Raw genomic sequence first — 14,988 nt, 5'->3', positions numbered from 1 at the left:
ATATTTCCATATTATTCAACTATATAAATTTGGTATTTTTGTCGATATATATCATAAGAACTATGAGGGGGAACATAACTATGCGAAAAAAATTGGCCATAACAACCTTATTAATCATGTTTTTTAATTTACTATTTAGTAGTTTTAATATAGCCGAGGTATATGCCTTATCACCATCAATATTCAACATTACAATTCAAGAGGAGGTAAGTGTAGTTAATGGCAACAAGGAAACAAAATATCAGGTTGTATTCAATGGTATATTTTTAAACAATGTTGATGTTATTATTGTTTCCACTACACCAGATGGTAGTAATCCTATAAAAACCCTTGAGAAATTCGATTTAGATGGCACCACAAATCTTATTTATGCACCACAGGATGATGGGCAAACCCTTCAGTCCATCTTTGGTACAACGGGAGATATATATTTTGGTGTTGTAAAAAAAGATGGCACAATAGAGTATTCAAATAAAGTGTTTAATATTCCACATGAAAGCCTTATGAAGGTGGACGAAATTAACGGCTTCAGCCCTGCCTCTTGGCCGGTTAATGTTGTAATAGGAGAAAACTTCACTGTTGAAGGTGGAGGATTTCACACCGATTACTTATTAGGAATAACCACAGGCAGTACAGTGGCTAATCCAATTCCATATGATATTGTTTATGTTGATGGCGCACCTAAACAAGTAGTTGTAGATACAGAGACTTTAGCCATTACTTCTGGCTATAATCAGAATCTTATCTTTGAAAAAAAGGTGGGAGACGTTTCTATTCGATACATAGTTAGAAGAGCCATAAACGTTGCCAATCCTTTAAATATAGGTGAGGGAACAATTATTTCTCCATTACAGGGGACAGAAGGCACCATAGTACGTATTAAACCGGAACAAAACAATCATCAGCTGTTGGACTTAGGTACTAAGGTCTATATTGGAGGACTTGAGGCTAGACGTAATATAAATGAATTTAGTGATGGAACCTTTAAATATGTTGAAGGTGGGGTTACTAAAACGGGGTTAGAGGTTGTAGTACCAAGACATACAAGTGTTGGACCAAAGCCTATTAGTATTAGAAATTTTCAAGGGGATGCATACCATCATGGCTCACCCTTTGAATATGTTAATGCAACAGGTGCTGTTTTAGAGGTTTTTGATATCGATCCAGCAGTAGCAAAAACCAATGAAGAAAAAGAAATTGACAACTTAAGAATTCGTAATGTATTTTCCATAAATAACCTTGAAGGTATAGGTTTAGGTAATATACCCAGTGGTCAAGCTCCAGTAAAAGGTGATGCTAGTAATTTAAAGTATTTTAAAAATTTAGATTCTAAATCATTTTATATTCAATATCCCATGGGTAATGATCATTTTGTCGAGCGTAAAATTGATGTATCCATTGGATTGAAGGCCATGATAAGGGATGTTGACCTTTCAGCTGACGCTTCTCAACTTACCACAGTTAAGATTACAACCGATCGGGTAAGTCAGGCTGGAAAGTATACAGTTACAGCCAGAACAGAAACGGTTTATTATAGGATTGAGTCAGATGGTAAAATTACAGAGCTGCAATATATTGTAGAACAAGCTCCCCTTAACCATCATCAGAGGGTTGAGTTTGAGTTTGAACCAGATACTACAACACCCATCATCAATGCTATTACTCCAGAAAAGGGACCATTTAATCAGAACATTTCAGCAACCCTTATAGGTAGTCAATTTAGAGTTGAAAGCTCAGGTACCGATAGACACTATCCTAAAGTTATTATAGGTAGTACTTCAGTTGCTGGAGAATTTAAATATAAGGTAATTACCAGAACACCAACCGGTGAAATTGATGCTTATTTCGCAGCTAATCCAGATGGTACTGGGCGGGATGGGGCCAATATAATTGATACAACCGGTTACACCTTTGTGGTGTTGGATGCTGCCAATAATGTTGTAGATGGCCAAGGTAGAAAATCCGGTAATAGAATCAAATTTACTATACCAGCTGGACATCAGTTCTACAATGGTTTTGCTGATGTAACTGTTTATAACTCAACACATACTGGGCAACCTGGAGGAAGAGATATAAAGGCAAATTTCTTTGAATATATAACGCCAGAGGATGGAGAAGTCATCCAACCTCGTATTGACACTGTTATCCCTGATAAGGTTGCAGTGGGCAAAAATGAACCGGTTAGAATAGAGGGTAGAAACTTTCAACCAAATGCAATTGTAACCGTTGATGGAGAAGTTATTGAAAATAGAGTCATCAATGTAAATCAGCAGCCCAACACCATTACATTTAATGCACCCAATGGACGTGTAGGGCAAACAAAAGTTCAAATTATCAACCCCGATGGTGGTTTTGCATCGGCAAATTTTGAATACATTCAAACCTATAGTCAGCCCTTTATAGAAAGAATTATACCTAACACAGGGGGAAAGGGCAGCCTTGTTATCATCAAAGGTCATGGTTTCTTTGCTGCTGACCCCGAAGAAACAACAGAGGATAGAAAAATTGGTACAAAGGTATATATAGATGGAAGAGATATTAATAAAGAATATTTTAGAGAAAGTGAAGATCCAGATGCACAATTAGATCTAAGGGAGTTTGCAAACTACTTTGATGGACAACCAATATTTGGGCCACATTTAGATGCCAATGGTGATCCAACCCCTATATTTACCTATGGTAGCAATGTTGCCGTCGTAGATAATAATACTATTTACGTAATTATTCCGGATCCACTAGATCCAGAAAAAGAATTTAAAAGAAATGAATTTTTGAATGTTAGGGTGGTGAATCCTGACTTAGGAAGCCACCAGGTTAATAATGGGTTTAAGTTTATTGATGTAGCCACAAAACCAGAAATATTCAATATTACACCCACACTGGGGGACTATAGAGGCGGAAATATCGTAGAAATAAATGGAGAAAACTTTCAACAGGGTGTTAAGGTATTCTTTGGCACCCAAGAAGCAGAGGTTTATAGAAGAAGTAATAATGCTAGAACAATATGGGTATATGTTCCTGCCTATGGTGGGGCATTACAGATGAAAAACAGAGCTTTGGTCCCTGTAACGGTAATGAATCCTAATGGAAGCTCCTTTACTAAATATGATGGATACACCTATGTAAATCCAGGTTATGATGCAATCATTTCAAAGCTAACGCCTAATACTGGTAATACATCAGGTGGCGATAGAATCTTTATTACTGGTATCAACTTCCGTGCCAGTGTAGAGAACAATGCAATTTCAGAAAAGCCAGCAGTATATTTTGGTGGAGTAAGGGTTCCAGACGAGTATATTACCTTTGTTCTACCACCTAAGGATACCTTTAACCACCCTGAAGAGACTAACATGATAATTGTAGAAAGAACACCACCAAATCCCGTTGGTAAGGTGGATGTTACAGTTATAAACTTCGATGGAGCGACAGCCAACTTCAAAGGTGGCTTTGAGTATCGTTCCAAACAACCTGCCATAACACAAGTACTCCCAAATCAGGGGTCACTTCTAGGAGGCAGCGAAATAACTATAATAGGTAAGGACTTTGTATCCAATGGTCTTCATATACAATTTGGAAACCAAGTAGGTAAGGCAGATATTTTATCTGGACAGGCAGAGGTAAAGGTTGGAGATATACTAGTTAGATATAACGCTTATGCACCAGAAAATATTACCCTATTCTATAAAGAAGCACTTCCAGAAAATGAATTAGATGTTTATCTTGATGGTGAAAAGCTAAACAGTTTTTACATAGTAGAAGAGGAAGAATTTAAAATTGTTCGTGTACCATGGAAGGAGCTGCCAGCCCATTTGGCAGATGAGAATACAGTTAATATGGCGGATGAAAATATAAAAATTGAAATAAAGGATGACGACTTAATAGTTACCAGAAGGCTTGGTGTAATTAAAAAGGTTGAAGGAGAAGAAAGAATTATTCTCGAAACTCCACCAGCACAGGCTGTAGGTCCTGTCCAATTGAGGGTCTTTAATTACGATGGTAAATTTGCTACATCTGGATTTACCTACACTAACCCCTTTAGGCCACCTGTAATTACAAAAATTACACCTGCGTCAACCATGGAAGTAAATGAAATAAATGGCACAACCTATTCACCACCAATAAGTATTGATGTGGCCACAGCTCCACCACCAGGGGGTTCTCCTTTAATTATAGAAGGACACAATTTCCGTTCAGGTGTAAAGGTATTTATTGGCGATATAGAAGCAGAAATAAGAACAAAAAGCCCAAATGACGACGAGATGATAATTATTGTTCCTGAGGCTGCAGCCAATGCAATAGGTCCATACTTAAGAATACTTGTACTAAACGATGATGGAGGCTATACCTATGGAGATGTAGTGCCAGAAAACCAAAGCCGTAACCCCTACTGGTTCCGATATATAGCAGAGGGTAGCTTCCCTAAAATTGACCATGTATACCCAGATTACGGGCCAGTTACAGGTGGAGCAAAAATAACAATTAGGGGAACAGGATTTAAAGATGAAGACACCTTTGGAAGTCCAAAGGATGTATCAGTCCTCATAGGTGGGGTCCCAGTACCGCAGGAAAATATAAAATACATTAATCCTCAAACCATAGAGGTTATAACACCTGCCGGTAGAGTTGGCAAGCAAACTATCGAAGTAATAAATTATGATCAAGGCCGGGCAATCGGAACAGACATCTTTACCTATATTAGTCAACCAACAATTTCAACTGTGAATCCAGGAAAGCTCTTTACCAACGATATAGATACTGAGGTAGTAATAAGTGGAAAAATGTTTATGAATGGGGCTAAGGTTTTCATTGGTGGAGAGTTAATGCTTGAAAAGAATGTACAGCCAGGTCAAACAATATTGGCCAGAGGTATTAGGGGAGTCACCGATGAAGGTGAAAGTAGATGGATGGTTATAGTGGGAGGAATGGAAGCTGCTTCTGTAGCCTTTGAAGATGAAAACATACTTAAGGTCAAATTTAATGAAGCTGTAGATCTAACAAATAACAACCTTATTGTAGTAAATCCTGACGGAGGATTATCCAGTGAGTATAAAGACTTTGAATATATGATTCCTATTCCAACAAGACCATTGGTGCTGGAAGCAATTCCTGGAGCAGAATCAACAGTTACACTTATCTGGTCAGGCTCTGCCCCGGATGTATTAAATAGAGCTGATCGATATGAGATATATGGAAAAAAGCAAAGCGATAAGGAGTACACATTTATTGGAGATACTAGAGATCTAGAGTTCCTTGTTAAAGACTTAGAGCTCAGCACGCAATACAGCTTTATGGTAAGGGCCATGAATAAATATGGTAGCGCAATAGAGTTTGCTGAAGTAAAGGTAAGAACCTTCAATGAACGTGAAGATCAGCAGTTAAGGGAAAAGCTAGAGGAGCTGGAAAAGGAAGAAAACAAGCTGAAAAAGGAAGGTAAGGTAGAAATCATTAAGGATGAAGTTATTCGAACAATAGGAACCGAAGAAATTCCCAACGGAGTAGCTCCATATTTAATAGATTTTTCGCTTGTTGATTATAAAAACCAAAACATATATACTGTTGCTATACCTGTTTCAGTAGTACAAAACTTAAACAGGAAGATTACCATAACCGATGGAAAAATGCAGTTTACCTTCCTACCAAGGGATTTATATACTAGAGAGGTAAGTCAGGTTTCTATTACTGATATGGATGACTCCTTTGTATTAGTCACCATCAACAGACTAACAGGAGAAGCTGTAGAGCCATTACAAACTGCAATAGGCCGAGCCCAAAGAAGGGCATCAGATATATATGAGCTGGGCTTCCAGCTAAGAGTAGGAAGAGATACTAGTGATATTAACAGTATGGTAAGAAGTGGTGAGTTTAGTATTAAGTTTGACTCCATGGCATATCCACTGGTAAATGAAGACAAGCTCTATATAGGAGAATATAGTACTTCCAACCATAACTTTACTAAAGTAGCAGATGGAACATCAGCAAGCATTAGAAATAAAGGAAGATATATGCTGATGGCAAACAGATAAAGAAATTCTCAGTAGAGGTGGAGGACCCCCTCCACCCAATTTACTAAAACTCATTCTGAGCATAGGAAGTTCTAGAGTTTTAGTCATTCTGAGCCTAGCGAAGAATCTTATATTTTAGGTTTTAATCTTTAGAATGTTTTAAACTCTTAACCCATAACTCTTAACTCTTAATTCTTAACTTTTAACTCTTTATTTTTAGTTTTTCAATTATCAATTATGTTTTATAGTATTCCATTTTAAAATTTGGAGGTCAATTCCATGCTAAAGCGCCAACATAAAATAAGCATATTTATAATCATCATATTCCTAGCCAATATCTTTTCTGCATTTGCCATAGACGGGTTTACATCACACCCAGTTTATGAAGGAATAGATAATGCAGCCACACAATATCAAAATCTACGCTTTAATGATACCGCCAACCATTGGGGTAGAGAAGCTATTCAAGAAGCAGGAGCTCTTTCTCTTATGAGGGGCTCTAATAATGGTTTTCAGCCCGATGGAAACCTAACCTATCTAGAGGCTCTGACGGTACTGGTAAGGGCAATTGGTTTAGAGGAAGAAGCCCAACAATTTGCAGAAACCCAAGCACTACCAAGTGTTAGAGATTTTGTAATACTTAGCGTTGTTGAAGAATGGGGTAGAGGCTATGTTCAGCTGGCAATACAAAACAACATTATTACAAACCAAGAGGCAAATGCAATAACCAACCTTACACAGCAACAGGCAGAAAACCTACAAAATCAAGTTCAGCAGCGACTAGATTCCTACGGAGAAAACATCACCCCACAGGAAAGAGCAGCATTAGAAAGACAGATTAATCAACAGCTTGAGCTTAATAGATGGAATCGTCCAATTAGCCGACAAGAAATAGCCATGTGGATAGCTAGAGCATTAGAGCTTCAGCCCCTATATGGTGATAAAATGGTAGAGGTATATAGCTTCAACGATTGGCGACAAATAGATACCGATAAAATTGCCTACATAGAAGCAGTTTTACAAGAAGGAATTATGTCTGGAATGGGAAATGGATTTGTTCCCAATGGAAATCTTACAAGGGCACAGATGGCACAAATACTGATGAACATAAGGGATGAACTTCTAGAAAAACGTGGAGTATCAAAACTAGAGGGAAGAGTAACTAAAATAGAAGAGTTGCAACAGCAGGGACAAGATAAAAGAATCATTACAATAGAAAATAGAGATAACAGCTATAACTTAATATCTCTACAACCAAATAAGGGAAAAGATATATTACTCCAAAAGAATGGAATACTACATCTTTCCGATGGTTTTCGGGAGGGTGATAGAATACAATATTTTATAAATCAAGATAATAAGGCATTTTATGCTAAAACTATACAAGCTACATCAACAGTAGTTGAAGGCTTTGTAGAATTCATTGATGTGGAGAATAACCGACTGGCAATGGTGGATTTTGATGATAAACAACATTTATTTGTTGTACACAGTAACACTCCAGTCACAACAAATGGTAAAAATGTTAGCTTTGGAGAGTTATACTATGGACAAGAGGTAGTAGTTACCCTTACTAATGATAGAGTAACAAAGATAGAAGGATACCTTGAGGAAGATCCTAACCTACATGGATACATACCGCCAGGCAGTAGAATAAAGGTGGGGGATGTTCTGTTTATAAATAGTCAAGAGGTAGCCTTAAAAACAGGAGACGGAATAGAAATATATCAAATTACCTCCGATACAGATATTACTAGAAATAGTAAATTTGCAAACCTCTTTGAAGTGAAAAAAGGCGATCGGGTTATATTATCCTTCGATGATATTTACAGTGCAGAAATATCAGAAATTCGAGTAGAGGATGAAGAAAGACATATAACCGCCATTTATAGAGGAACAATAGAGCAGGTAAGCGAAAGAAATAAAGAGGTTATTTTGGAAAAGGTAGAGGTTTTCGAAAATAACAGATGGGTGAGCCACACTGAATCAAAGGTTAAGCTAAAGGCAGAGAACAACTTATATTCAGGAGGGAGTCAAATAACCCTAAAGGAGTTATCCTCGGCTAAAGGTAAAGAGGTGTATGTAGCAACTGAAAGCAGCTTTGGAGTACAGCGAGTTGCAAAGCTACTACTAAAGGATGGTAGAACACAGCAATACGACAACAAAATAACCAATATTCAGTACGGGTTAGGGCGTATGGTGGTAAATAATAATTCAGTTAACTTCCATGATGGCACCATAGTAGTTCAAAATAATAGACTTATAGACCCATACAACCTAGAAGCACAACAAACCATCCATGTTACTGCAGACTTCGATGCCAGAAGCAATAGCAGAAATGCTGCCTTTATTAACATTGAATATGATGGTATGCTGGATGACCGTATTGATGGAACAAGGCTTCTTGTATATAGAGGAAGAATCGATACCATAGGTGAATATCAGGTAACAATAGGCAGACTGGCCTATCAGCTGGATTACCTACAGCTTCAGGACAACACCTGGGTAAATATGGATCGATCTAAAAAAATATCCATGACGGAGGACACCTATATCTTCGACAGTGAACTGGAGCTGGAAATAGGAGTACCATATTTTATGAACTCTAGATATATAAATCCAGACGATATTAAGGATGCTGCCCTGAGACAACGAATTAAAAATCGCCATTATGTAGGAAAAACTGCCTACTTTGTGGTAAAGGAATATAGTAATGGATCCCAGACTGTGGAAGAGATATTGGCAATTAGCCTTACACCACATCATAGGGTAATAACCAATAGAGTTAATACTGACCATGGTGCAATCGGCGAAATAGCCAGCATCGACCTTGATACCAACGAAATTACATTAACAAATCTAAGGCATTGGAATCAATTATCAAAACGATGGGAGGCTGTCACCAAGAATGAGGCCATCCATATGGATAAGGCAGTCATTCTGGTTAACGATCAGCCATTAAATAGAGATGAATTTTACACACTAAAAAAGAATGCAAAGGTTTATGTAATCAAAAATAAGGATGTTTCAACTGGCGATAATGCATACGTAGTTATTGTTGAACAGTAAAGGGGGTTGCCAAAATGAATAAAAAAGTTTCATTATTAGTAGTTTTAATTATGCTACTACTCACCCTTCAAGGCTTCGGACTAGAAATTCCTGGTTACGAGGGTGGAATTAAGAATGAAATGACCTATATGGAGGTTATCTTTATTACAGGAGAGCCAATAATAATGGAAGGAACCCTCGACATTCGAATTACAGAGAGAAATCAGCGGGGGACAGAGCGATATAGCTATCGTCTTGAAAACACAGATAAAGATGCAAAGCTTACCAGAACTGTTAATCTTAGCACAAATATAGTAGAAAAGGATGGGCAACGTCAAGAGGTCTATAGCGTTACCTCCTATAAGGAAACAATTGAGGTTGCAGGAGTAAAATACGATACCGACCAAAAAAGCAGCCAGTGGAGTAAGTCTAATATTTCTGAAATGAAACCCGGGGTTACATATTTTGCAGGAAACTGGGATGGTAGAAAAATTTATACAGTTAATAATAACGGAGGTAAGGTGACGGTTGAAACCAGAGGGGATGTAGTGGGCTACCACCAATACTGGGGTACGACAGAAAATCAAACCATAGAGCACTTTATTCGCTTTGAAGGTACGGGAGACGATGCAGTTAAATGGCAGGGTACTGCTAGAGTAGAGGCAGTTCATAATCGTACAAGAGATTATAGCTATGAAAGCAATGCACCTACACAAATCAGCTTTAGAGGTGGTTTTCTAATGACACAGCAGGAGGAAAATGTACTTAAGGTAAGCTATGACCTTCCCCGGCTGGGTGATGACGGAAGCTTAAAAAGCCAAAGAAATGTTGGAGTAAATAGCTATAGTATAGATACAAACCCAATCAATGAAAGATTAACCATACCTTCAATGAGAGATGTATCTGGACATGGGGCAGAATCAGATATACTTCTATTGGCAAGCCTGGGAGCAGTTCCTTCCAATACAACCAACTTTGGGCCATCCCTACCTATTTCAAGGGGAGACTTTGCCCGTTTTATAACAGTAGCAATGGGGATACCAGTAGAAGAAGAGGAAACACGATCAAGAAGTGTACAATCAAAGGATACAAAAGCACTATTCGTAGATGTAAATAATAGCGACCCTAATTTTAAATATATAAAGGCAATTACAGACAATGGAGTTATGCACGGAACTGGCGAAGGACGTTTTTATCCCAACCGTTCTGTTACAAAGGCTGAAATAGCAGCAATACTTGTTAGATTATTGGGCTTTGAAAGCCTAGCGCCAATACAAAGCTACAGCACAGGCTACAAAGATGATAGTCAAATACCTACGTGGGCAAAGGATGCTGTTTATATCACAAGCCAGCTTGAATTAATAGATGGCACAAGTGACAACTATTTTCAACCCAATAGAGACATCACTAAGGCCGAGGTAGCAACAATCTTAACAAACCTAATTCATTACCTACAGAAGGAATTAAGGTATGATTATAGAGAGAGTATAATAAACTTTTAAAGAGAGTTGCTAGAAGCCTTGTTAAGATGGTATAATTCTAACAAGGCTTCTAATTTTTATTAGAATTTGAAATTTTAATTTTCAATTATGTTTTTATGTTTTTAGGTTTTTAGCTTTTTAGCTTTTAATTTTCATTTTTATTTTTTAAGCTCTTAACTCTTAATTTTATTTTGATTTTTTTCCATTTTCCATTTTACATTTTCAATTTTATTTTTTTTATTTTTTCATTCAACATTCAACATTTATCATTTAACATTTGTTTTTCACTAAATCATGGAGGTATAAAATATGACTAGACCAAGCAACTGGAAAAAGCAACTGGCAGTAATAGCTGCAATGGTGATGGTAATGGTATTCTTAACTACACCCTTCACATATGCAGATGATTATGGAGACTACATTTTAGAGGGCTTAAAGGATGTTATATTACAAAAATTTGTAGACCCTTTAAAGTATGAAGATCTAAAGGGAGATACACCACAGGAAATTTTTGACAACCTAGATATCCATAGTGAGTATTATACAAGAGAAGAGTTTGACGCCTTTTTAGATCAAATTATGGGCGAATTTTCGGGTATAGGAGCATACATAGAAGAAAAAGAAGGAAAAGTATATATTGATGAAACAATCGATGATTCCCCTGCTAAGAAGGCAGGTTTAAAGGCTGGAGATGAAATTTATACAGTAGATAGTATACCTACAAAGGGGATGACTGTACAAGAGGCAGTGAACCTTATAAGGGGAGAAGAAGGCACCAAAGTTACATTAGAAATTAAAAGAGCTGGAATTGATAAAATATTAAAATATACAATAACAAGAGCAGTTATAGAAAGTAATCCAATACAATGGGAAACAATAGACGGTATTGGCTACATTAAAATTGATAGCTTTAATGAAAAGGCCAGTAATAACTTTTCAAAAGCTGTAACTAATATGAAGGAAGAAAAAATAGATAAGATAATAGTAGATGTTAGAGATAATCCAGGAGGTTCACTAGATGAGGTGGTGAATATAAGTAGACTTTTAGTACCTAAAGGCCCGGTAGTCTTTGTTGATTTTAGAAGCTATAAGCTCACTTATTCCTCCTTCTTAAGTAAACCGATTTTTGAAGATATAGTAGTTTTGACAAGCGAAGGAAGTGCCAGCGCATCAGAAATTCTTGCAGCAGCAGTACAAGACACTAAAGCAGGTGTTGTAGTGGGAAAGACAACATATGGTAAAGGCTCAGTACAAAGATTATATGGAATGTTCAATGGCGACGGCTACAAAATAACAGAGGCACGATACCTTTCTCCCAATAAAACAATTATCGATGGAGTAGGAGTAATACCAGATTATGAAGTAGAACGATATCCAGAGGAATTCCATGTCGAAAAACTACTACCATTATCACTAGTAGAGACCCTTAACAAAGAAGATAACAACGACACAGTGCTGGCCATTCAACAGCGATTAAGAATAATAGGCTACGAAATAACAGACGAAGATGGATGGTATGGTGAAAGCACACAAAAAGCTGTGGAAGCCTTTGCAAAGGGACATGGAATTAAAACCACACAACTAACACCAGAAATGCAGTTTGATATAGACTTTGTTTTCAGACTAACAGTGTCAAACAAAAAAATGACCAACAGCTACAATTTGCACTGGACTACCTTAAAAATAAAGATATTAAAGCAGCAGCAGTAAATCAATAGGATATTTATTGTAAGGGTGGACGTTTCTGTCCGCCCTTTTCTTCATTTTTGTGGATTTTCTATCAATTTTTAATTTTACACTTTCAACTTTCAATTTAGTTTTTCTATTTTCCATTTTCAATTCTCAATTCTCAATTCTTAACTCTCAACTCTTAATTCTTAACTCTAAAAATTTTAATTTTTATGTTGACACCAACCATCCATTGATATAAAATTAAAAAATATTAAAACCGACATATTTATATAACAAAATTGCGCACCCGACAGGGTGCCCCTAAAAAGGTCACCCCTCGGGGTGACTTCTCACTTTTTTTGGATAAGACCTGCCAACAAATAGCAATAATAGTATAAGGGGTGCAGTATGTCATTCTGAGAGTAGCGAAGAATCTTATGTTTCTCTTCTAATCATTTGGTTCTTATAAGTTGACTTTTTTATAATTTTTCTTTGCTTTAATGTTTTATATTTTTTTCCTTTACATTTTCAATTTTCAATTTTCAACTTAGTTTTGTTTTTCATTCAACATATAACATTCAACATTCTACATTAAAAAGATAGGAGGTTTTTTCCACATGTCCACAAAGTACATATTCATTACCGGAGGAGTTGTATCATCCCTGGGAAAAGGTATAACCGCTGCATCATTAGGTCAGCTTTTAAAAAGCAGAGGCCTAAAGGTAACAATACAAAAATTCGATCCCTATATTAATATAGACCCAGGTACAATGAGTCCATATCAGCATGGTGAAGTTTTTGTTACTGACGATGGAGCAGAAACAGATTTAGATTTAGGCCACTATGAGAGATTCATAGACATTAATTTAAGTAAAAATAGTAATATAACCTCAGGGAAGGTATACTGGTCTGTTATTACTAAAGAAAGAAAAGGTGACTACCTAGGGGGTACTGTTCAAGTTATACCCCACATAACGAATGAAATAAAAGAAAGAATATACAGGGTGTCAAAAGAAGGAACAACCGATGTAGTAATTACTGAAATCGGAGGTACAGTAGGTGACATTGAGAGCTTACCCTTTCTTGAAGCAATTAGACAGGTTAAATATGACGTTGGCATAGAAAATGTCATGTACATACATGTTACCCTAGTACCATTTTTAGAAAAGGCAGGGGAGTTAAAAACAAAGCCTACACAGCACAGTGTAAAAGAATTAAGGAGCATAGGAATTCAACCAGACGTAGTAGTCTGCCGTACAGCAAAACCCCTTTCACAGGAAATGAAGGACAAAATAGGTCTCTTTTGCAATCTTAACCCCAATAGTGTTGTACAAAACCTAGATGCCGAAAGCCTATATGAAGTTCCTTTAATGCTTCAAGCAGAAGGCCTGGACAATATAGCAATAAAAAGATTAAAGCTTAATGCAGGAGCTTCAGACTTAAACCACTGGCTTCAAATTGTAGACAAGCATAAAAACCCAATAAAAAAAGTAAATATAGCCTTAGTAGGCAAGTATGTTGAACTTAGAGATGCCTACATATCAGTATCAGAGGCTTTAATCCATGCCGGAATCCATAACGATGCAAAAATTAATATAAAATGGATCAGCTCATCAGAATTAGATAACGGCTCAGCAGTAGATACATTGGCTGGTGCCGATGGAATACTAATTCCCGGTGGCTTTGGCGACAGAGGCATAGATGGAAAAATTGAAGCCTTAAAATATGCCCGTGAAAACAATATACCTTTACTAGGAATTTGCTTAGGCATGCAGCTGGCTGTTGTTGAGTTTGTAAGACACGTTTTAAACCTAACCGATGCCCACAGCGCCGAATTAAACCCCAATACCAGCCACCCAGTAATAGACTTAATGCCGGAGCAACAGGATATTGAAGACATGGGTGGTACCATGAGGCTAGGCCTATACCCATGTAAAATATACCCCGATACTAAAGCAAAGGAAGCCTATGGAGAAGATCTAATTTACGAAAGACACCGTCACAGATATGAGTTCAATAACCAATATCGAGAGCTTCTAACAGAGGCTGGTCTTATAATAAGTGGAATTTCCCCCGATGAAAGACTGGTGGAAATTATAGAACTGAAGGACCACCCCTGGTTTGTAGCAGCCCAGTTTCACCCCGAATTCAAATCAAGACCAACACGACCCCATCCGTTGTTTAGAGACTTCATAGCCGCATCACTGAAAAAGACAACTTTATAATGTATAATATATTATATATATAAATGTAAGAAAAAAATTAAACACGGGGGTAAACGATGGGGGATAATATATTAGAGAATAAGTCATATAGGTTTTCTTTACAAATAGTAAAGCTCTCAAGATATATGAAAAATAGTAAGAAAGAATACGATATATCTAGACAATTACTACGTTCGGGGACAAGTGTGGGAGCAAATATTGTGGAGGCACAAGATGCCGAGAGTAAAAAAGACTTCATACACAAGCTGTCTATATCATTGAAAGAAGCAAATGAAACAAGATACTGGTTAAGATTAATTAGAGATAGCCATGAAGTTGAAAAAGAAATAGTTGAGCCACTATTAGAAGAGTGCAACAACTTACGTTATCTTCTAATATCAATAATAAAGAAAACCAAAGAGAATACAACTAAAAGCTGCTGATATAATCAGCGGCTTTTAATGTAAAGTAAAGGTCTATAGGTTCTGCTTTAATATTCGGTCTTTTAGTCTTTTAATTTTCAATTTTCAATTTTCCATTTTCAATTATCAATATCTTTAGTCTTTCAACTTTGCATTTTCA

The 14,988-nt window shown here is 36.9% G+C and carries 6 protein-coding genes; all 6 read left to right on the top strand.

What is annotated here, in order from left to right; all coding sequences use genetic code 11:
* The first annotated feature begins 80 nt into the window (after positions 1 to 80).
* On the top strand, positions 81 to 6,023 hold the full coding sequence (locus tag BLP68_RS00785; RefSeq protein WP_176758800.1) for an IPT/TIG domain-containing protein: 5,943 nt from the start codon (positions 81 to 83) through the stop codon (positions 6,021 to 6,023).
* Positions 6,024 to 6,281: 258 nt separating this feature from the next.
* Positions 6,282 to 9,071: an S-layer homology domain-containing protein gene (locus BLP68_RS00780; protein WP_091538835.1), complete on the top strand. Its 2,790-nt coding sequence runs from the start codon at positions 6,282 to 6,284 to the stop codon at positions 9,069 to 9,071.
* 14 nt (positions 9,072 to 9,085) lie between these two features.
* Positions 9,086 to 10,552, top strand: coding sequence for an S-layer homology domain-containing protein (locus tag BLP68_RS00775; protein WP_091538832.1), 1,467 nt, complete (start codon positions 9,086 to 9,088; stop codon positions 10,550 to 10,552).
* Positions 10,553 to 10,840: 288 nt separating this feature from the next.
* A complete protein-coding gene (locus tag BLP68_RS00770; protein ID WP_091538829.1) occupies positions 10,841 to 12,241 on the top strand; it encodes a S41 family peptidase in 1,401 nt (466 codons plus the stop codon).
* 578 nt (positions 12,242 to 12,819) lie between these two features.
* Complete coding sequence (locus BLP68_RS00765) at positions 12,820 to 14,427, top strand: CTP synthase (RefSeq protein ID WP_091538827.1); 1,608 nt, start codon at positions 12,820 to 12,822, stop codon at positions 14,425 to 14,427.
* Between the two features lie 56 nt (positions 14,428 to 14,483).
* Entirely contained in the window at positions 14,484 to 14,849 is a 366-nt protein-coding gene (locus BLP68_RS00760) for a four helix bundle protein (RefSeq protein ID WP_091538825.1), read from the top strand.
* Positions 14,850 to 14,988: the final 139 nt, after the last annotated feature.

The organism is Alkaliphilus peptidifermentans DSM 18978, assembly GCF_900101495.1.
Lineage (GTDB): Bacteria > Bacillota > Clostridia > Peptostreptococcales > Natronincolaceae > Alkaliphilus_C > Alkaliphilus_C peptidifermentans.
The sequence above is the reverse complement of the archived record's forward strand: the minus strand, read 5'-3'. Positions and strand labels throughout refer to the sequence as shown.